The following is a 19,437-nucleotide window of genomic DNA, read 5'->3' on the forward strand; positions in this document are numbered from 1 at the left end:
TATCCATTATTGAGTTTATGGCCTTTTAGGCAGGAAATGAAAAGAGCCTGTAAATAGTGATTATTTACAGGCTTTGATCGAATTTGATTTGACAAGCAGGATTTAGTGCATGGCGCCACCTTCCTCCAGGGCGTTGGGTTTCAGGGTCTGGACGGCTCCCTGTGCGGTGGTCTTCAGTTGGCTCCGGTCGATTTTATCCCTGAATGCTTTCCGGAACGCATCGCTGGGTCCCTTCAGTAGGATGATCAGCGAGCCGTCCTCGCGCGCGTGGGGGTTCGAGATGCTGTCTACCAGCCGGACCGCTTTGAACTCTTTGATGAAGGAGTGCTGCATTTCCTGCTTGTCGTCCGTGACGAGCAGTAGTACCTCGAACCGGTCGAAATCGCGGGGCATCCAGTAGAGGAAACTGGCATTGTCGCTGTACGCCTGCGGCAGATGGTATTTCGGGCCATAATAGTTCACGGCCCCCGCTTCACCGTAATTGTCGCAGAACAGCAGCGTGTGCGCCTTCTCCGTGCTATCAAGGGATGCGTAGGCCCTGGCCACCTTTTGGGTCATCTCCTCCCAGGACAACATATCCGCGAAGTCCTGAGGCAAGGAATGGTCCTGGAGGTCCTCCCAGCGGAGAGCCCCCACTTTACGGGCCAGGGGGTGATGGGCGTAGTATTCGGCCAGGGGAGCCGGGGCCTTGAAGGGAAGGAGGAGGGGAACCACGCGGATGCCTATGAAGAGACTGAAGGCAAGCATACCTATTTTCCACCATTTGTTCGCCCAGGCTTCCAGCCGGGGAGCACCGAATGCGAACAGAATCGGGTAAGCCCCTTGCGAGTAATAACTTTTCCCGTGGGCCATCATCAGGAGTGCGATTGTGACGAAGAATGCCCAGGCTATGAAACGGTATTGTTTCGTGCGCGCCACCCAGACGAGGCCGGTCACCCAGGTAAAGAGGGTGGCCACATTGTACAGGAGCTGATCCTTCAGGAAAGTCCAGGGACTCAGGTACTGTAGCTGACCATCCTCAAGAGCCTTCATGTGGTAGACGACCGGAAAGCCGTGGCGAGCCTGCCAGAGGAGGTTCGGTAGGAAAAGCAGGAAGCCCAGGCCGATAGCACAATAGAAATGGCGGTTAGTGAGGACCTTTCGGTCCCAGACGAGGAGGAGGCCGGCCATCAGACCGGTGGCATAGAAGGCCATGGTGTATTTACTGAGCATACCAAGACCGAAGCTGACGCCTGCGATATAGAGATGCATGGGCTTTCCCGTCTGCTGAAATCTGATCAGCCCATAAGCCATCGCCGTCCAGCAGAATATATCCAGGAAGTTCGGCTGGAAGAGGAAGTGCATCCTGAGCCAGGCACCTGTCACGAAGGGCATCCAGGCCAGGACCAGGGCGAACCAACGGCCGCCCAGGTGGAGCACCAGACGGCCCACGAGGATGTACGTCAGGGCGCCCGCCAGAGAAGGCCATATCTTGATCGCCCACATCGCGCCACCCAGCAGGTTCGTCAGCCAGGCGAAGACCGAGAGCAGAGGCGGCGCCTCCATGTAGCCCCAGGCCATATGCCGCGCCTCCGCAAGGTAAAGAAATTCGTCCCGATGAGGGCCCCAGAGAGGGTCCTGAAGGAAGAAGGGTAAGATCAGTTTGATCAGAGCAAGGAGATAAAGGAGATGAGTAGGTTTCATGGGAAAAAGATAAAAAAAATCGGGAGGCATTCACAAGAATTTTGACCATGGGCACAAAATCGGTGTCCTCCGGCACTATTGGGCCCCTGTGTGCGACGATCCGCCGACCAGCATCCGCGGAGGTTTCAGATTCCGGCGCCGAACTATAATTTATACATTCAAGAGCATGTATATAATCATAAGCGAAACGTATTCTTCATAAAGAATTTTGCAGAGATGGAGATATAGGAGATATATATGTCGGGGCGACTGGAAACATTTATTTCCTTACAGCACGTTGAAGCGTAGGTGCAAATATGGACCAGGTGTGTTAAACGCAAGCCTGAGTTGTATTAGTCACTACTTGACCTGACAAATAGGAGTTACAAGTCAAAAGTTAATCTTACAAATCTAAGGTCAAAATCGCTCACCCCGCAAAATCTTCACCGAATAGGCGCCTGCTGCGGTGGACAGCAGTAGCAGCAAAGTGTAAATAAAACGGGGTATGGCGGTTTATTTATTCAAACATAAGTCCTTAGATGCGGTAGGTGTGTGCAATAATTCCTCCCGGGAATACTTTTGCATCCACCAACTTGAGATCTAGTGGCTGTGTAACACCATTGAAGATCGCCTGACCCTCGCCCAAAAACAAGGGATGAGTAACCAAATGGTATTCATCTATCAGTCCCGTCGCTACCAGGCTCCGCATAAATCCGGCACCTCCAATCGCACAGATCGGTTTCCCTGGCTCAGATTTGAGTTTCTTTATCCCATCGGCAAGATCACCGTCGAAAACCCGCGCGTCCGCCCAGGACGCCGCAGCGGGCAACAGCTCTGCATCAGGCAAAATGCTGCCTTTAAATCCATTTTGGGTAAAGACTGCCTTAGGGATCTCGTTCATCGGCGCGGCAAAAGGACCTGTTGCAGTCGGCCAGTAGGAGGCAATCACCTCAAAGGTCTTCCTGCCCATGATAATCAGGCCTGCCTCCCGGATTCGTTCGACGGACCATGCTCTTGAAGCTTCATCCGAGCTCTTGAAAATCCAGTCGGACTCCGCATTGGGGCCACCGACAAAACCGTCGACAGAGATCGACATCTTCATTATTAACTTACGCATAGTTCAACAATTTGTTTCCTAAAACTAAGTCACCATCTTGATATAAAAGGGGCTAAAAGCGACAATTCAAGGTGGTGATTGCGTCTTAATCCTTTACCCATTCATCGAATTGCCTCGCTGTTATGTACATTGCTTCTGACTGTATTTCGGAAATGCGAACCGGAAAAAATGTACTACAGGGCGGGTCATGTCTGAAAATTTCACAACCCTTAGCTATATTTATAACGTATTATTTCTTAATGTTTCTAAGTTTATTTTCGGATGAAAAAAATATTAATTATAAGTGGAACATTTTCTCTGTTCACTTTTCTGATAGGGTATTACTTGCAATTGCGGCATTCGCAATTCGCTGATTTTACGCATTTTCTATGCTACGCAGTGTTTATCCTGGTATTTCTTCCGACTTTCTTCATTGTTAAAGCTGGAAAGATAAGTGCTTATAAATATAAGAGGAATGCTTTCCGGCTTATAAGAGGTGCCGCATTTGCGGGCATACTCATTCTTTTATGTGAAGTGTTTTGGCCGGGGCAATATGGTTCCTCGCCAGTTCACACATGGGCTGGCACTAAGTTTTTGAACTTGCAGACAGGCTCAAGAATAGCTTATATACTGATCCCTGGGAAGGGGGTCAAAAAACCTTATCCGATTTTTTATTTGGAAGGTGGGCCGGGAGGGCCGATCGACGATGTGACTATTCGTATGATGATGCCCCTGGCAGAAGAAGGTTACGATATTTACTTGTATGATCAGATTGGCTGTGGATTATCAGGGCGATTGCAAAATATCAGAGATTATACAGCGGACCGGCACCGACAGGATTTGGAAGAGATAGTGAAGAAAACAAGGGCAGAAAAAGTAATCCTAATTGGGCAATCCTGGGGTACGATTTTAGGAGTGCTATTTGCAGCAGACAATCCAGCCAAAGTGGAAAAGATGGTGTTTACAGGGCCCGGCCCCATTCCTCCGGCTCCTATCGAACCGATTGACTTAAGAGCCCCTGATAGCCTTCACTTGAGGGCACCTTATTATACGAACCGGCAGCAGTATGAGAAAGCGAGCAATTTGAGGACGAAGGCCATGTTTTATTGTGCAACCACATTCGGTAAAAAAACTGGCCACAGATGTTGAAGCGGATGATTTTGCCGCCTATCTTAACTATGAATGCAACAAATCCTGTGTCTTTGACACCTCTGCAATAAAAATGCTGCAATACACGTCCGGGTACGGTTATTACTCCCAGCTCATGACTTTAGTTAGTTTTCGCCAGGTTCAGGACCCAAGACCCAAGCTCAAAAACTCCTCCATCCCTGTACTTATCATGAGAGGTCAGGCAGATAACCAGAAATGGGCCTATACCCGCGAGTTCATGGATCTGTTCACCAACCATCAATTGGTTATTGTACCCCAGGCGGGTCACTTCATTTATCTGGAACAACCGGAACGCTATATAAATACCATAAAAGAGTTCCTGCGCAGATAATCGAAAATTTCTTAAATGATGATTGATATTTTAAATATTCTGAAGGTTCTTATCAGAAGATGATCATAGGAAATTATTGTTTTTTCAAAAACGCTAGACAAAGCTGAAGGAAAAAACACAGAAATTGTTCGTACTAACCTTAAAGACGAAATACTAAAATTGAAACAGGAACAAGGTAAAAGTATACTAACCGGTGGTGCAGATATTCCCTCGCAACTTATACAGCTTGGTCTGGTGGATGAATATCATATTGTCGTTCATCCGGTAATTGCAGGAAAAGGGAGACGGTTGTTGGAAGGCATTAGCCTGCCGGATAAATTACAATTAAAACTTGTTGAGTCAAAGATTTTTAAATCAGGATGTGTTGTGCTTCATTACTTGAAACAGTGAGAGAAAAATCTGCGACAGGAGCGATATTAGATTTTCGTATTATGTCTGGCGATGAGAAATTCGTCAATAAATGCAAACAAAAAAGCTGTCCGAAATGTACCCGAACAGCTTCTAATTAATTGAAAACCAATGCCAAAAGTCGTCTTGCCTGTACAAATTTCGAACTTATTTATTATGGATTTAAGGCGGTTGGAGAATCTTGTTGCTTAATTATCAAAGAGTTATTCTACATAACAAAGCTGTAGAACAGTACGCAAAAGGCCCGAAACCTCTAATTTACCGTGTCGAAGATTGGAAACAAGCTCACCATTGAGAATAGTAATAAACTAAAGACAAATAGCCCAGTTAAAGATTTAATAATAACTTTGTTATCGTGAATGTAATCCAATGAGAAAAAAAGCAAATATTTTTCAAACAGGGATGCTCTTTACTATGCTGGTATTTTTTAGTCCTTTATACCTCATAGCTCAATCTAATACAATAAGTATTTCAGTTATTCGCGTTGAATATGATAACCCTTATTTTCTTCTTCTTAAAGGAAGTCTTCAAAGGAATAAAAATGTAACATCGGTTAAAACGGGTTACGAACAAGGTACTGCTAAACTCAGTTTTAGTTTTACACATAATGCCCAGGACCTGTGGGATGAATTACCTAAATCCACGAAAGATTATTTTAAGATTATAACAATAAATGATAACGGCATTGTTTTGGAACGCAAGAATCCTGTTAAAGAAGAAACCCCCGAACTTAAAAACAATACTACAACCTCTGCAAAAGATGACGACTGCAGGAATTGCTATTTTAATTTGTGTAAATATGATGGCATAAAGACTTTCCAGGGCGTAGTATACAAGGCTATAAATTACGATGAAGGGACTTTTTACTACAATTGCGACAATGGCATTTTAACGAGGAAGGTAATTACAGTGAACGGATATGGAGTAACAACGGGCATTACCACGGATACCATACTGATGAGTAATGTCCCCATCGGAACTACGTGGCACGTTATCAATACCAAACTTAATTTTTTAGGATCCGAAGGGTACAGCCGTTTAAAATACACTTTAGTAGGAAAGGGTTTAACTACAACTGTGAATGGTACAACATATAAGGATGTGATTGTTGTAAACTTTTTCCAAAAGTCCCAAGACATTCTTGAGGGCGTAGTTGCTACCTCCATTAACTATTTTTATGCTAAAGGCGTCGGTTTGATAAAAGAGGAAAAGCTTAATCCGAATATCGAGCCCTTATCTACCATACATGTTTCAAATAAGCCAGTCGAACTTCCAAACCTCCCCGAAATGAAAGGGGTGATTGATCCGGGGTTGGTCGGTACGTGGGTTGACAAAGATCCTTCAGGCTTTATCTACACGTATAAATTTTATGCCGATGGCACCTATGAAACTTTTGTAGGGTCGACCCTTTCTTATAATGGAAGCAAATGTTTCTGGCGCCTTGATGGTGGATACATCAACCTATATTGCACCGGGTGGCCAAAAGTGTACAGGCAGGAATTTCAGAAAATAAATGATGCTGCCACCGGAAAACGGGCCATTGTAATTCAGTTCAAAGACACGGAATACAGGACTTATATTTCAGAAGACGGCAAAGCCACGTGGACAAAATGAAGAAAAGTTGACGGAGTTTTTTTTATGAATAATTTATTCTGATGATCAATCTTATCTGTCATCGCTTTATCATTTTGTCTTTCACAATTTCTGCTATCACTTTTTCGCGCAAGCCTTGGCTGATTGGGATTTTGTCATTTCCAATGTCCAAAATATTGCCCTCTATACTTTTTATTTTCGTTTTGTTCACAATATAAGACTTGTGAACTTTAATGAAAATGTCGGCAGGCAGTTGTTCTTCTAAGTTTTTGATGGTAACATAAACCATCATTTTATTTGAACTCGTGTGCAGCATTACATAATTTAACATAGCCTCTGCGTACAACAAATCATCATAAAATACTTTCTCAATTTGGTTATTACATTTTATGAAAAAATAGTCATTAAGTTTATTGGGCTGATTTTGTATATTTTTTTTCAATGTGCCAATTTCCTTGGCTTTATTACAAGCTTTCAAGAATCTATCAAAGGCGATTGGCTTTACCAGATAATCTAAAACATCTAAGCCATAGGCCTCAACAGCATATTCAGCATAGGCGGTCGTCATAATAACACTTGCAGTAATTTTTGAATTTTTCAGAAAATCAACGCCATTTATTTTGGGCATATTGATATCTAAAAAAATCAGGTCAACATCGTTGACACTTAGCAATTTCATTGCTTTCAAAGGATTTTCAACTTCCGCTACTAACTCCAGAAAATCTATTTCTTCAATAAATTCCCGCAATATTTTCCTTGCTATTGGTTCATCATCTATAATGATACATTTTAATTTCATGCTAAGTCAATTGTTAAGTTCGTTTCATAAAAATCATGTTCGACATTAACGCTTAGGGTATATTTTGTGGCATACAATAACTCCAATCTACGCTTTAAATTCGCAAATCCAATTCCTCCCGAATTTACATTAATTATATGATGTTGCCTTTCTTTTGTATTAAAAATACAGCAATTCACTACGTTTTCTTTTGTAAATATTCTGATACTAATTTTATTTTCTTTGTCAGGAAAACTACTTACAAACTTGAAAGCATTTTCAATTAGCACGATTATTAAAAGTGGGGCAATTCTTAATCCTGGTGTAATATCACCCGTTTCAATATTTACGACCAATTTATCATCTTTCCGCAATCGCTGAAAAGCGACATAATTGTTTATGTACGCTATCTCTTTTTCTAAATCTACTTTTTCTGCCCCGCATTCATATAACTGGTATTTTAATAATTCGGAAAACTGTAATAGTACATCCCGGGCGGGTTTGTTGTTTTTATCAATATGACCGTAAATAGTGTTCAAAGAGTTGAAAAGTGCATGCGGACTGATCTGTGCTTTTAAATAATCTAATTCGCTTTTAATTCTTTCTTTTTCCAGCAATTCTAGTTGTTGCTGGATCTGTATTCTGTCAATTAACATTTTTACTATTGTAACCACTAATACCCAAATAGAAATATTAATTAATGAAAATAAATATAGTGTGCCAAAATCAATAGGAGTTATATGAAAAAAATGCTGATTTATTTGTACTGCTACTAAAGCCCTCAGCCATGCAGAAAGAGCAATTATCGTTATTGTAGCTACCACAAAAATAGGATATCGCTTTTTATGTAAAAACTGTGGGACAATGAGATTATTAATGGCATAAAAATCTGCTGTAATAAAGATCAGGTAGCAGAACTCTACCGTCATTGTTTTAGTAATTGAAAACGAGTAACTGCGAAAAACAAGTACCCACAAAAGATAAATGCTTGCCCAAAAAATTGAATGGTATAATAATTTTCTGTTTTTCATTTTTTGTTTTCTCAAATTTAGTAACGGCAAATTGAGATTAAATTTTATTACACGATGCAGGTAAATTTCTTGATTAAACCCTGTTTAATCAAGAAAAAATGATAGATGCTGTAAATATTTTTTATGCCTCCGTTGTAGTATTGATGTTTGCATTGTCATTTATTTAAATTGAAAACCATGAAAAAAGCAATCAATTGGTTTCTTAAGCCTCCGGTTACAGGTCAATCTACTATTTTAATCCTCCGTCTGATGGCAGGAAACGTATTCCTTTGGGAAGGAATTTTAAAATTTGTTTATGTAAATCAGGGGGTAGGCCGGTTTACAAAATTAGGTTTTCCATTTCCTGAAATTACTGCTCATTTTATTGCAGTAGGCGAAATAATTGGCGGCTTGTTACTCATCTTTGGGTTATTTACAAGGATAACAGCATTTTATTTTATTGTACAAATGATCGTTGCTATTCTTAGCACTAAAATTGATTTGTATTTCGGTACAAGTCCTTTACCATTGCCGCCTGCCCCACCCAAAATAGGTATTTGGGCTGTGTTGCATGAAATACGTTCTGACTATGCCCAAATACTTACTTGTCTTTTTCTATTAATTGAAGGTGCAGGAAGAAGGTCTCTTGATTTTATAGTTTCTACGTCAAAAAAAGTGTATAGCATTACAGGGAGAGACTATAGTCCACAATCTACAAAAGAGGTGTTTGAATAAGCTATCACACTTTCGCTGAAACTCCCGTTGATGTGTACTTTTGGCAAAGTAGGGGTAAAGAAGAGCTGCGAAAATTGGTGTTTCCGCAAAGAGTAACCTATTATTACAAAAATGGGGCATTTCTAACTGAAAAAGTCAACGAGATATTTGAGCCAACTCCACGCCTGAACTGCATTTCAGAAAACGATAAAAATAAATAAGGCAGCATTTCTGCTGCCTTGTCCAATCTCGTCGACGTGGCTGTACAATTTTCGAACTTATTTCTATTGGATTTAAAGAAACTGGTAACTTTATTCGTTTAGGTATTTATGTAAATGTAAATAACATATGCACTATTTATTATTTTAATGACAAATAAGACTGTAATATTCGTTATATTTTAGCATGAAGCAACAAATTCCTAAAAGCAAAAGAATTGTGCTTGTTCATTGGAAGAAGAAGCCGGAGGAGATTTTGAGGATTTTATCAGGCTGCTCAACAATAAAGAAATTCCAACAATAACAAATGCAAGAAATTATTATAAAAAACCTACGACGGCATATTGATCCGAACAGAGAAGAAATAGCCATTTTTTTATCCCTTGCGGTTGCTAAAACCGTTAAAAGAAAAGAGTTTTTGTTGATGGAAGGCGATGTGGCAAGGCATCAGTTTTTTGTACTCAATGGTTGCCTGCGGACCTATACTATTGACTCAGTCGGCAAGGAACATGTTTTGATGTTCGCACCCGAAGATTGGTGGTGTAGCGGCGATTTGTATAGCTTTTTGTCAGGACAAAAGAGTGTCAATAACCTGGAAGCGTTGGAGCCCACAACCTTATTACAAATCAGCAAAGGCAATTTGGACATTTTATACGAGCGAGCGCCAAAATTCGAGCGATTTTTCAGAGTATTATTTCAAAACGCCTTTGTCTTTCATCAGAACAGAATAGGTGCCAACCTTTCGCAACCTGCGGAAGGGAGATATGATCTATTCACAAAAGCTTACCCTGATCTTGAAAACCGGATCCCGCAAAAATATATTGCTTCGTATATCGGTGTTACGCCAGAATTTTTTAGCCAGATGAAAGCAAATATGTTTCGAAAAAAATCTTAAGGTACATTATTTTTTAGCGCATATTATGATCGTTGCTTTGCTGTATTAAATCATTAAAAATATGGAACGCAAAGCAAACGTACAGACTATTTTCAGCGAAAAGCCCTTTGCCGAAAAGAAATTTATTGAGATAAAAGGCCGCCGGATGGCCTATATTGATGAAGGCGAAGGCGACCCAATTGTATTTCAGCATGGCAATCCTACTTCATCCTATCTCTGGCGGAATATAATGCCTTATTGCCGTGGCCTTGGGCGGCTTATTGCCTGCGATCTGATTGGCATGGGTGACTCAGAAAAGCTCGTTGATTCCGGATCCGGACGATATTCTTATTTAGAGCAACGTAGTTTTCTTTTTGCACTTTGGGAAGAGTTGAAACTGGAAAAAAACGTGATACTTGTGCTTCATGACTGGGGCTCTGTATTGGGTTTTGATTGGGCAAATCAAAACCGTTCCCGCGTTCAGGGTATCGTTTACATGGAAGCATTGGCGATTCCTTTTAAGTGGGATGAATTTGAACCTAAAGTACGTGATTTATTCCGGGCATTGCGCGCTCCTGCTGGCGAGGAGTTGGTTTTAAAAAACAATGTGTTTGTTGAAAAAGTATTGCCGGGTGGAATTTTCCGGGAACTCAGCAATGCAGAAATGGAGGAGTACCGGCGGCCCTACCTTAATGAGGGGGAGGATCGCCGCCCGACATTATCATTTCCACGTCAAATTGCTTTGGACGGAGAGCCAAAAGAAGTGGCTGAAATAGTGGCCGGATACGGAAATTGGCTTAAACAAAGCCCGGTTTCCAAGCTTTGGATTCATGGTAACCCTGGTGCAGTGGAAAATGACAGTATGCGAAAATTTTGCAGTACATGGGCCAATCAAACAGAGATATCAGTAAAGGGAAAACATTTTTTGCAAGAAGACAGCCCTATGGAAATTGGGGAAGCAATTGCTGAATTTGTAAAAAAATTGCGCTAGCGGGCGGACATTGATCCCATTCTCCGACCCAAATTGGGGTTTTGTGATATCAATCCATAAAAAAGTAGTAACAATAGGAAATAAAAAGCCTTAAAACCAGCTATCGAGTTGGTTTTAAGGCTTGTCGCCCTCCCTGTACAATTTTCGAACTTATTTTTAATGGATTTAAGACGGCTTGCAAGCCGTTTTTTATTGTACATAATTAATGTGAACCTGAAAACGTGTGTATGAAAAATTTAATGTGTGCAGAGGCCAATTTGGTATCTTCAACTACTTCTTCAATATCTAGTCCTTTCCTTCGACCATGGCAAACTGGATGTTTCAGTCCTAAGTTTTCCAGCAAAAACAGGCAATGTTAAAATGGACCTAATCGTGATCTTATCGAGTTGCGATCCGATCCCTTCATCCATTAACTCCTTGGTTAGCTTTCTTTGCATGTATCTATACGCCGTTGCAAGAAATTACGTTCCATAGGATTGCGTGCCAACGAAAGCGCTGTGGAGAAGTGCGCTTTCGCAACCGGGTAATTTCCTCGACGGAGTTCAAGTTCACCAAGCGTAGCCGGGTAAAACGGGTAAGCAGAAAGGCGATGAAGGTCATGGATGACGCATATCTCCTGCAATCCCCGTTCTGGGCCATCCAGCTGTGCGATGGCAATCGTACGGTTAAGTGCAATGACCGGAGAAGGATGGATAGCCATAAGCATATCATAAAGCGATACTATCTGTTTCCAATCGGTATCTTCGCTTCTAGCGGCACTGGTATGCGTTGAAGCAATAGCCGCTTCAATATGATATTTTGTCAGTTCTGTACCAGAGGCAGAAAGGTTAAGAAGCGCTTGTCCTTCTGCTATGAGGTTATGATTCCATAAGGACCGATCCTGCTCAAAGAACGAAACAAGATTACCCGAACCATCTAAACGAGTTGGCAGACGGGCCGCGTTGAGATACATCAACGCAGCAAGCGCATATGATTGGGGGGTTATTAAAGCAGGTTGTTCGATGAGTAAATTCATAAGCAGCATGGCTTCCTGACAAAGGTCCATGCGCACTGCAGCCTCAGGTGAGGATCCATGATACCCTTCGTTGAAAAGCAAATATAATGCTTGCAGAACGGAGGAAAGCCTGGAGGGAAAATCTGCATCGGCGAGATCAAAAAGCTTCGTGGATTCCGCCAATATTTTCTTTGCCCGGGTGATGCGTTTTTCAATACCGGCATGACTGCTCACGAAGGCCTGTGCAATCTCCTTTACATTGAATCCACATAATATGTGCAATATAAGTGCAATTTGAGCCGCTTCAGAGAGGCGGGGATGGCAGCAGGAAAACATCATACGTAGCTGGGAATCTTTCACAGCGTACGCACTAAACGCCTCTTCTACCGTCGGAACCAGCGTCCATTCAGATTCAAGAAACCGCGTTAGTTCTGGCTCAGACACTCTAGCCGTGCGCTCCCGGCGCAAGATATCCAAGGCACGGTTCTTGGCAGTGGCCATCAGCCATGCGGAAGGATTTTTCGGCAGACCGCGTAACTTCCACGTCTCCATCGCACGGCAGAAGGCGTCCTGAGTGACGTCTTCTGCCAATGCGATGTTACGGACTCCGAAAAGCCGGGTAAGCGTGGCAACAATTCTTCCGAATTCATGCCGGAAAAAATGTTCCTCAATATCCATCGCCTAATTCTAACTGTCCGATTGGACGTACCTCTACAGAACCGCCATCCTCGAAAATAGGGCATCCCAGGGAAAACTCCACAGCCTGTTCGATATCCCTGGCCACAATGATACTATAACCTCCGACCACGTCTTTAGCTTCGGCATAGGGGCCGTCAATGACCTGCTTTTTTGCGCCTTTGACTACCTTGCCACCAGGTTGCAAAGGCTCTCCGAGTGATTTCACATGGCCTTTGTCACTGAGATCCTTAAGCCAGGCCATCCATTTGGCCGTTTTTTGCTGCATTTCCTCAGGAGATGCAGGTAGTTCGTAACCTCGATAGAAGTATACAAATTCAGTCATAGTAGGTTTCTTTATGTTGATGTTTATATTATATAGGTTTTTGTCAGCAGATACTAGTCGTCCAGGGCTCCCATGGTCAGATTGATGGTCGTTCCCATCATCCCGCTTGCCTTATCGGAAGCCACAAAGGCCGCTACATTAGCCATCTCTGCGAGTGTCATGAAGCGTTTGGGATGGTTCATGCCTGCAAGATAACCTGTGAACTGTTCCCAGGTTACGCCCGCTGTCCTGGTCCTACTTTCAAATATTTCCCTTAATGTCTCTGTCTCCGGCATGCCGTGCGGCTGCAGACCGACCACGCGGATGCCCTGAGGCGCGAGTTCTTTCGACAGGTATCGGGTAAGCGCCTCCTTGGCAGCCTGTGACGGACCATAACCTCCGTTTGGCGTGCCTATTCTTGCGGGAGGCGCAGTAACGGTCATGATCACCCCGGATTTATTCGGGAGCATGCGTCTTGCCGCTAAACGCGCAGTCAGAAAGTATGATGTGGTATAGCTCGTGATCGGCATGGAGAATTGTTTAAGATCCATATCGACCAGCGATGCCCCCAGCCACTTGGTGGGCGAGTTCCCCATCGCATTGAACGAAATATCGATACGGCCTGCCTTAGCCACTACAGACTGCAGATGCTTATCTATAGCCTGCTCATCAAGGGCATCAACCTCCGCTGCCTCGGCATCGCCGCCAGCAGACACGATGTCCTTGGCAACCGCTTCCACAGGCGCCAAGCGGTGCCCGGTAAGAAAAAGCCTGGCTCCTTCGCGTGCGAAAGCACGTGCGACAGCGCCGCCGATTTCGCCGCCTGCCCCATAGATCACTGCAATTCTGTCTTTCAATTCATTCATTATTTTTCTTTTTAATGTTGAGAAATTACACGTGAATCCTTCACGCCGAACTAAGACGTTTGGAGTTAACGTTTCCGGACATTTTATTTGGATTATTTTATTTGGTGGTTTAGTCATTGCATTTGCCGCCTTCGTTCAGCTTTCCTCTAAAACTCGCCGGTGATAATCCGGGACATCAAAGCGTTGCCACCACTGAAAAGTATTTTGCTGGCTTCGGGATGGCAGACCAGAAAAAATATGCAAAGTCATTAATGAATTTCAAGTCGAAGAAGACATATCTATGCCCGTCAAGGTATCTACACGAGTAGGCTGTCTATTGGAATTTTATTATTGCGCCACTAAACCTTTCTGTTGCCTCGGAGTCACTGGAAACATTTCGAACTTTTTAATTGAAGATTTGATCAAAATCGATGCATTCCTAACCAATCACCCCCTTAAAATGTCGTTTTCATGGGTTGAGAGATTAGTCTAATCAAAGTACTTTTGTAGTACAATACTTTATCATGCTAATTTTTCACCTTTAAAATAAGATAGACCCGATTTTAAACCTGTTATAAAATTTAAACATTATGACACCAAAAATGATATGGGCAAATTTGGCCGTAAGCAACCTGGAGCGGACCACTAAATTTTATACTACCCTGGGATTTAAAGCCAATGGCACACCTAATAAAGAGCTGACAAGTTTTCTTTTTGGTGAGGGCAATTTTGTCATACATTTCTTTTTAAAAGATGTACTCAAAGCCAACCTTAAAAGTGAAATATCCGATTCACAACAGGCAAACGAAGTTATTTTTACGCTTTCCGCTGAAACGAAGGACCAGGTGGACAGCTGGTCCAAAGAGGTGGAAGAGGCAGGTGGAAAAGTTGTTTCCAGGCCGGAAGCATTTGGAGAAGGTTATTATGGTTTTGTTTTTGCTGACCCGGATGGTCATAAGTTCAATGTGTTTTATATGTAGGGGCTTTGATCATATAAATAAAGCGGACTAACCTACAGCAAATTGTTGCAGGTTAGTCCGATGGTAAGCCACTTTATTAAGAGAAAGGCCGCAGCGCTATTCCCGGTATTTCTCACCCTTTTTCATTTTCTCCAGTGTAGTTCAACTAAATACTACATTATAGCCAATCATATAGAATAATACAATTTAAACTATTCATGTGCAAAAAGGAAAAATATAGATAAGTAAACAGCCATTTCGAACTTTGTTCTAATCCAATACTGGTAAGCCTTTTAAAAGATTTCTGTACTTTTAATCCAAATTTATTCGAATTAAAAACCAACTCTGAGAGCGGGTTTCATTTTTTGTCGGGGCAACTGGATACATTTCGAATCAGTTTATGGAGGATTTGACGACTATTGAAAAGTTTCAGTTATAAACGAAAATAGCCGTACTTAGTTGCCAAATGATTTTATATTTATATCAATTAGTATGATTGATTTATCTCATGCTGAGAAACACATTCACTGTGTCACGAATTTTCAAGACCTTGTTTCTACGCCATTTAGTGGAGAAATTAATGCGATTTGTTGGACTCGTAAACTAATAGGTGATTTTTCTGAGATTGTTAAAAAGGTAGCGCTAAGCGGAAATGTAACGGCAATTGAACAAGAGGAACTTCGTGAACTTCAGTTGAGTGAACAAGGGCAACTTGCCCGTGAAATTCTTTTAAATGACTTGAAGGTATTGAAAGCTCATGGCGTATCGTCAATCCTTAATGTGATCAAATACTATGATCGGGATGATACCTACCCATTTTTTCCAACCGATGTTTATTCTTTTCATGTAGATCGCTCTCCCATACCAATTGATACCTTTTTATGTACCTACTATGGCGAGTCGAGTGAAATATTGCCAAATTCACAAGGCAAAAAGAAAGTACTTATTCCAGAAATACGTGATGAACTCAAAAAACTATATCATGGAAAAGATGAAGGTTTTGAATCATTCTTAAGTGAACATTTCTTTGATCTACACTATCAAGCTAAACCTGATGCACGTCCAATAAGCTTAGGTCTTGGTCACCTATGGAGATTGGCGGTTGATCATCCTGAAAGTCAAGTTCCCCCTTGCCTTCACCGTGCACCAAAGGAAAAATCTGGACAGAATAGGTTGTTGATGATCTGTTGAACACAAATCCTTAATAGCAAGACGATAAATCTAAACGCAAAATTCCTATTAACCGCATCAGGCTAATCAAAGAGAACCCTGTTAATGTGCAAAGATGATGTTGATTAATAAAATTCAACTAACAATCGAAAGTCTTTTAAACGTCGATGTGAGTGATATTAGGGGTAAACAGCTTCCAGTGTCCCTCGGATACGACTTCAACGGTGCCATCGGTCACTTTAATGGCGGTGTGATCGTCAATCGCATATGACGGCACGGGTATCGTGGCGGCCAACTTTTCCAGGTTGGCAAGGGAATTCTCCGGGAACCACTCATGATCCAGATGCGGATGCAGCGCAAAATCTACCAGTCTCAGCGACTTAGCGCTTTCGGCTGGCAGCGTGTGGTCACCGTAGGTCGTTCCAAAGCGAGTCATTATCATACTCCCGGCACTCAAGCCCACATAGACCGTCTTGCGCAGCAACGACGGCAAGAGGTCTGCCAGTCCGGACTGCTGCATCCAGTAGCACAGATACTGGCAGTCGCCGCCTCCGACCAGCAAGGCGTCAGTCTCCTGGAGCATGGGAACCCAAAGCTTTTGTTTGATGCTGGGCAGTGCGGTGAGTTCAAGCACTCCCAACGACTTCCAACCCAATTCGCAGAAAGGGTCACCTAATGATCCGCAAATCACCCTTCGTGCTATGTCAGCACCATTGGGTAAGGCGTATATTGCGGTAGGGACAAAAAGGGCGCTGGCCTCGGTAATCGGTTTGCCCAGGAGGTCAACCAGCGCGTTGTGGATGCTCGTGTTGCTGATGCCGGCGGAAGTGAGAAGAAGCTTCATAATTTCTTTATTTGGCTATATCGTTGCCCTGCCCGATAAGCCTATCTTTTAATTTGATGAAGGCATAATATTTATCTATGGTGCTGGAATCACTTTTGAAATTTATTCATAAATCTTCAAAAGCCCAAATTGATTCAAACCTTATCTCAGATATTAACATTGAACTAAATAGAAAATTTTACTTGAATTGATTCGAAATTATTTAAAAAGAAGAACCCTTCAAATCCAACGATATGAAGGGTTCTTCTTTTAGTGTCGGGATGACTGGACCCAGTTCGAACATTTTAATTGAAGATTTAGTTTTAATCGACACTTTATTCACGCAGTCCAGTATAAAATACACAGATTGAACAACTAGTCAAATTGTACTTAGGTCACTTATAAAGGAATGAAGTAGCGAATCGGTATTAATGTCTTATATTAAATGATATTACTATTTCTAGCACTCAGTCAAAGGTGTAATAATTTTTCATACATTTAGGCTAGTTTGGAAGTTCCTCATATTTATTTTATCTTACTTGTATAGTTCTTCGAAGTTTGTTTAAATGATTTTCCCCAATTGCAATTATCAGAAGCGAAAGATAGTTGCAATTATGACTAAAATCTGGATCGAATGAAGCGCCCTATAAGAATCCTGTTGTAAAAAACAAATTTATTGGCCTCCTCCTCCCTAGGAAGATGATATTATTTTATAAAAGCCTATACTTACACAAATTTTCAATTCAAAAATTACCCACAAACTTTTGAGCAAATAATATGCAAGAACAAAAAGGGAAATATGAGGGTTTACAGAATGATGAGCTGGGAATAAAGATTCGCTCAAATGACAATCCTTATCTTTCTGTTGATACTCAAAAAAAATTGCTGCAACCCCGCAAATTATCTTCTTATTTTATTGTATTAATTGAAAGCGGTTCAATTACATACAATGTAGACTTACAAGACTTTACGCTTACTGACGGACACTTGCTTTTTGCAATGCCAAATCAAATTTTTACGCCACCCGCCAAAACAGACAATCTTAAATATTTCAAGCTGCTGTTTGATGAAAATACATTGGCATTGTTGCCACAACAATTTCCCTTTTTAGTCAACCCTTTAAACGCACAAACCATAGTTCTTGACAGTCCTGCAAAAGAAAGAGTAATAAAGGTTTTTGGAATTTTAAATCAGATACTTCACTTAGATAAATATGAGACCGATACTGAAATAATATTAGCTTATTTGAACTCGTTGCTATCAGAATTAAACAGCGCTTATTTCAAAAACAAAGAACCCCTCAATATCTTAAACACTAACCTTTCAAAGTTTATCGAGTTCAAATTAGTCGTGGAAACGTACCTTACAGAGCAACCTTCTATCAACGTAATTGCAGAAAAATTAGCTTTATCTACAAACAGTTTATATCGGATTGTAAAAGAATGTTCCGGAACATCGCCAAAAGATTATTTTATTAACCGTTTGATGGCCGAAGCCCAGAGAAAATTGCGTTATTCTAATACTTCTATCAAAGAATTGGCCTATGAATTGGGCTTTAATGACCCTGATTATTTTTCAAAGCTCTTCAAAAAAAGCACAGGAAAAAGTGCAAGTGAATTTTTACCCAAGCAAGATTTGTCGGGGAAATAGAATGAATTGTCCATCTCCGCTATTTTTTAGCCCGCTACTTTTGCCTCATAAAATTCATACAAGAAATGAAATTTGCATTAGTAACAGGAGCTAACAAAAGCATTGGCTTTGAAGTTGCACAGCAACTTGCTCAAAAAGGAATTTATGTTTACCTCGGTAGTCGTAATTTAGAAAATGGTGTTGAAGCCGTTGCTAAATTAAAAGCGAAGGGATTAAACAATGTAGAAGTTATTCAGCTTGACATTACAGATGACGAATCAGTAATTAAAGCCCGTAAAGAAATAGGAAAAAAAACAAAAGTGTTGGACATCCTTATTAATAATGCGGGTATTTATGGTGGTTACCCACAAACGGCACTTGACTCAACTATTGATCAGTTTAAAGCAACTTATGATGCAAATGTTTACGGCGTGGTGCGGGTTACACAGGCATTTATTGATTTATTGAAAAAGTCGTCAGAACCTCGTATTGTAAATGTAAGTTCAAGTCAGGGGTCAATTACCCTGCACAGCGACCCAACATATAAATACTACGACTACAAAGGCGTTGTATATCTTTCTTCAAAATCAGCCTTGAATATGTACACTGTTGTTTTGGCATACGAATTAAAAAATACCAACTTCAAAATAAATGCCGTTTGCCCGGGATATACAAAAACAGATTTCAATGGACATCGTGGGCCCGGAACTGTTAAAGATGCCGGAAAACGGATAGTAAAATATGTTCTAATTGCCAATGATGGCCCAACAGGAAAATTTTTTAGTGAGGAAAATAATCCTGAAACAGGAGAAATACCTTGGTAACGAAGATGAAGCATAAGAACTGAAACAACGAACCGCTAACAGGGTATTTGCAATATGGCGGCTTGACGTTAAATGCTCAACAGTTATGCTACTATTAAACTTTTGTACTATATTCTGCTGTCACATGCTGAGTATTTATAAAGGCGTGAAGTCGGATAAAGCCTAAAACAGCCAATGCATTTTAAACAAAAGTGGGAATAAATGAACCTATTCAGTCACATCTATTCCCACTTGTACTGTAGTCGGGGCAACTGGATTCGAACCTCTGCTTAAGGGATGACCATTTAGTGTCTAAATTTCTGGTACATTGATGCCTGAGGGTTTCCGGCTGATATAAATCGTATACGT

19 protein-coding genes are annotated in these 19,437 nt (G+C 41.5%); 11 read left to right on the forward strand and 8 right to left on the reverse strand.

The window, feature by feature from the left end:
- Window positions 1-102 precede the first annotated feature (102 nt).
- Both CLV51_RS26440 and CLV51_RS26445 read right to left on the reverse strand, forming a co-directional pair.
- A complete protein-coding gene (locus CLV51_RS26440; protein WP_158267161.1) occupies window positions 103-1,683 on the reverse strand; it encodes a glycosyltransferase family 39 protein in 1,581 nt (526 codons plus the stop codon).
- Between the two features lie 514 nt (window positions 1,684-2,197).
- Window positions 2,198-2,779, reverse strand: coding sequence for a dihydrofolate reductase family protein (locus CLV51_RS26445; RefSeq protein ID WP_106531124.1), 582 nt, complete (start codon window positions 2,777-2,779; stop codon window positions 2,198-2,200).
- Window positions 2,780-3,040: 261 nt separating this feature from the next.
- Here CLV51_RS26445 and CLV51_RS26450 point away from each other — a divergent pair, with 261 nt between their 5' ends.
- From CLV51_RS26450 to CLV51_RS26460, 4 genes are all read left to right on the forward strand, one after another.
- Entirely contained in the window at window positions 3,041-3,907 is an 867-nt protein-coding gene (locus CLV51_RS26450) for an alpha/beta fold hydrolase (RefSeq protein WP_106531125.1), read from the forward strand.
- A 115-nt stretch (window positions 3,908-4,022) separates the two neighbouring features.
- Window positions 4,023-4,259 (forward strand): alpha/beta fold hydrolase, encoded by a 237-nt coding sequence (locus CLV51_RS28965; protein ID WP_146151391.1) that lies wholly within the window; start codon window positions 4,023-4,025, stop codon window positions 4,257-4,259.
- Between the two features lie 75 nt (window positions 4,260-4,334).
- Window positions 4,335-4,649, forward strand: a complete 315-nt coding sequence (locus CLV51_RS26455; protein ID WP_281261541.1) for a dihydrofolate reductase family protein — start codon at window positions 4,335-4,337, stop codon at window positions 4,647-4,649.
- A 387-nt stretch (window positions 4,650-5,036) separates the two neighbouring features.
- Window positions 5,037-6,281: a hypothetical protein gene (locus CLV51_RS26460; protein ID WP_106531127.1), complete on the forward strand. Its 1,245-nt coding sequence runs from the start codon at window positions 5,037-5,039 to the stop codon at window positions 6,279-6,281.
- 58 nt (window positions 6,282-6,339) lie between these two features.
- Here the strand turns inward: CLV51_RS26460 and CLV51_RS26465 are convergent, their stop codons facing one another.
- A complete protein-coding gene (locus CLV51_RS26465) occupies window positions 6,340-7,059 on the reverse strand; it encodes a LytR/AlgR family response regulator transcription factor (protein WP_106531128.1) in 720 nt (239 codons plus the stop codon).
- Window positions 7,056-8,069, reverse strand: a complete 1,014-nt coding sequence (locus CLV51_RS26470; protein ID WP_106531129.1) for a sensor histidine kinase — start codon at window positions 8,067-8,069, stop codon at window positions 7,056-7,058. Before CLV51_RS26470 ends, CLV51_RS26465 begins: the two co-directional genes overlap by 4 nt.
- A 177-nt stretch (window positions 8,070-8,246) precedes the next feature.
- Between CLV51_RS26470 and CLV51_RS26475 the strand changes: the two genes are divergently transcribed.
- From CLV51_RS26475 to CLV51_RS26485, 3 genes are all read left to right on the forward strand, one after another.
- Window positions 8,247-8,783 (forward strand): DoxX family protein, encoded by a 537-nt coding sequence (locus CLV51_RS26475; protein WP_106531130.1) that lies wholly within the window; start codon window positions 8,247-8,249, stop codon window positions 8,781-8,783.
- Between the two features lie 504 nt (window positions 8,784-9,287).
- Entirely contained in the window at window positions 9,288-9,875 is a 588-nt protein-coding gene (locus CLV51_RS26480; RefSeq protein WP_106531131.1) for a Crp/Fnr family transcriptional regulator, read from the forward strand.
- A gap of 61 nt (window positions 9,876-9,936) precedes the next feature.
- Window positions 9,937-10,845 carry a haloalkane dehalogenase gene (locus tag CLV51_RS26485; RefSeq protein ID WP_106531132.1) on the forward strand — a complete coding sequence of 303 codons (909 nt, stop codon included), beginning with the start codon at window positions 9,937-9,939 and terminating at the stop codon, window positions 10,843-10,845.
- Window positions 10,846-11,266: 421 nt separating this feature from the next.
- Here the strand turns inward: CLV51_RS26485 and CLV51_RS26490 are convergent, their stop codons facing one another.
- The 3 genes from CLV51_RS26490 to CLV51_RS26500 are packed head-to-tail and all read right to left on the reverse strand — an operon-like array spanning window position 11,267 to window position 13,822.
- Window positions 11,267-12,517 carry an RNA polymerase sigma factor gene (locus CLV51_RS26490; RefSeq protein ID WP_106531133.1) on the reverse strand — a complete coding sequence of 417 codons (1,251 nt, stop codon included), beginning with the start codon at window positions 12,515-12,517 and terminating at the stop codon, window positions 11,267-11,269.
- Window positions 12,507-12,860 (reverse strand): YciI family protein, encoded by a 354-nt coding sequence (locus CLV51_RS26495; RefSeq protein WP_106531134.1) that lies wholly within the window; start codon window positions 12,858-12,860, stop codon window positions 12,507-12,509. The genes CLV51_RS26490 and CLV51_RS26495 overlap by 11 nt, the downstream gene beginning before the upstream one ends.
- Before the next feature lie 53 nt (window positions 12,861-12,913).
- Complete coding sequence (locus tag CLV51_RS26500; protein ID WP_245898968.1) at window positions 12,914-13,822, reverse strand: SDR family NAD(P)-dependent oxidoreductase; 909 nt, start codon at window positions 13,820-13,822, stop codon at window positions 12,914-12,916.
- A gap of 452 nt (window positions 13,823-14,274) precedes the next feature.
- Between CLV51_RS26500 and CLV51_RS26505 the strand changes: the two genes are divergently transcribed.
- The gene (locus CLV51_RS26505; RefSeq protein ID WP_106531136.1) at window positions 14,275-14,664 is read left to right on the forward strand and encodes a VOC family protein; all 390 of its coding nucleotides are present in this window, start codon (window positions 14,275-14,277) and stop codon (window positions 14,662-14,664) included.
- A gap of 471 nt (window positions 14,665-15,135) precedes the next feature.
- Window positions 15,136-15,834 carry a hypothetical protein gene (locus CLV51_RS26510; protein WP_106531137.1) on the forward strand — a complete coding sequence of 233 codons (699 nt, stop codon included), beginning with the start codon at window positions 15,136-15,138 and terminating at the stop codon, window positions 15,832-15,834.
- Window positions 15,835-15,970: 136 nt separating this feature from the next.
- On the opposite strand, the gene CLV51_RS26515 is transcribed toward CLV51_RS26510, so the two are convergent.
- Window positions 15,971-16,657 (reverse strand): Type 1 glutamine amidotransferase-like domain-containing protein, encoded by a 687-nt coding sequence (locus tag CLV51_RS26515; protein WP_106531138.1) that lies wholly within the window; start codon window positions 16,655-16,657, stop codon window positions 15,971-15,973.
- Between the two features lie 756 nt (window positions 16,658-17,413).
- Between CLV51_RS26515 and CLV51_RS26520 the strand changes: the two genes are divergently transcribed.
- Together CLV51_RS26520 and CLV51_RS26525 are read left to right on the forward strand one after the other, a co-directional pair.
- Window positions 17,414-18,286: an AraC family transcriptional regulator gene (locus tag CLV51_RS26520; protein ID WP_106531139.1), complete on the forward strand. Its 873-nt coding sequence runs from the start codon at window positions 17,414-17,416 to the stop codon at window positions 18,284-18,286.
- Window positions 18,287-18,351: 65 nt separating this feature from the next.
- On the forward strand, window positions 18,352-19,089 hold the full coding sequence (locus CLV51_RS26525) for an SDR family oxidoreductase (RefSeq protein ID WP_106531140.1): 738 nt from the start codon (window positions 18,352-18,354) through the stop codon (window positions 19,087-19,089).
- Window positions 19,090-19,437 lie beyond the last annotated feature (348 nt).

The sequence above is a fragment of the Chitinophaga niastensis genome, from assembly GCF_003014755.1.
GTDB classification, from domain to species: Bacteria; Bacteroidota; Bacteroidia; order Chitinophagales; family Chitinophagaceae; genus Chitinophaga; species Chitinophaga niastensis.

Excerpts from the sequence above, each read along its gene's own strand:
- CLV51_RS26515 (WP_106531138.1), bottom strand. The coding sequence starts at position 16,657 with ATGAAGCTTCTTCTCACTTCCGCCGGCATCAGCAACACGAGCATCCAC.
- CLV51_RS26450 (WP_106531125.1), top strand. The coding sequence starts at position 3,041 with ATGAAAAAAATATTAATTATAAGTGGAACATTTTCTCTGTTCACTTTT.
- CLV51_RS26525 (WP_106531140.1), top strand. The coding sequence starts at position 18,352 with ATGAAATTTGCATTAGTAACAGGAGCTAACAAAAGCATTGGCTTTGAA.
- CLV51_RS26465 (WP_106531128.1), bottom strand. The coding sequence starts at position 7,059 with ATGAAATTAAAATGTATCATTATAGATGATGAACCAATAGCAAGGAAA.
- CLV51_RS26485 (WP_106531132.1), top strand. The coding sequence starts at position 9,937 with ATGGAACGCAAAGCAAACGTACAGACTATTTTCAGCGAAAAGCCCTTT.
- CLV51_RS26460 (WP_106531127.1), top strand. The coding sequence starts at position 5,037 with ATGAGAAAAAAAGCAAATATTTTTCAAACAGGGATGCTCTTTACTATG.
- CLV51_RS28965 (WP_146151391.1), top strand. The coding sequence starts at position 4,023 with ATGACTTTAGTTAGTTTTCGCCAGGTTCAGGACCCAAGACCCAAGCTC.
- CLV51_RS26480 (WP_106531131.1), top strand. The coding sequence starts at position 9,288 with ATGCAAGAAATTATTATAAAAAACCTACGACGGCATATTGATCCGAAC.
- CLV51_RS26445 (WP_106531124.1), bottom strand. The coding sequence starts at position 2,779 with ATGCGTAAGTTAATAATGAAGATGTCGATCTCTGTCGACGGTTTTGTC.
- CLV51_RS26520 (WP_106531139.1), top strand. The coding sequence starts at position 17,414 with ATGCAAGAACAAAAAGGGAAATATGAGGGTTTACAGAATGATGAGCTG.
- CLV51_RS26490 (WP_106531133.1), bottom strand. The coding sequence starts at position 12,517 with ATGGATATTGAGGAACATTTTTTCCGGCATGAATTCGGAAGAATTGTT.
- CLV51_RS26500 (WP_245898968.1), bottom strand. The coding sequence starts at position 13,822 with ATGACTAAACCACCAAATAAAATAATCCAAATAAAATGTCCGGAAACG.
- CLV51_RS26495 (WP_106531134.1), bottom strand. The coding sequence starts at position 12,860 with ATGACTGAATTTGTATACTTCTATCGAGGTTACGAACTACCTGCATCT.
- CLV51_RS26470 (WP_106531129.1), bottom strand. The coding sequence starts at position 8,069 with ATGAAAAACAGAAAATTATTATACCATTCAATTTTTTGGGCAAGCATT.
- CLV51_RS26475 (WP_106531130.1), top strand. The coding sequence starts at position 8,247 with ATGAAAAAAGCAATCAATTGGTTTCTTAAGCCTCCGGTTACAGGTCAA.
- CLV51_RS26510 (WP_106531137.1), top strand. The coding sequence starts at position 15,136 with ATGATTGATTTATCTCATGCTGAGAAACACATTCACTGTGTCACGAAT.
- CLV51_RS26440 (WP_158267161.1), bottom strand. The coding sequence starts at position 1,683 with ATGAAACCTACTCATCTCCTTTATCTCCTTGCTCTGATCAAACTGATC.
- CLV51_RS26505 (WP_106531136.1), top strand. The coding sequence starts at position 14,275 with ATGACACCAAAAATGATATGGGCAAATTTGGCCGTAAGCAACCTGGAG.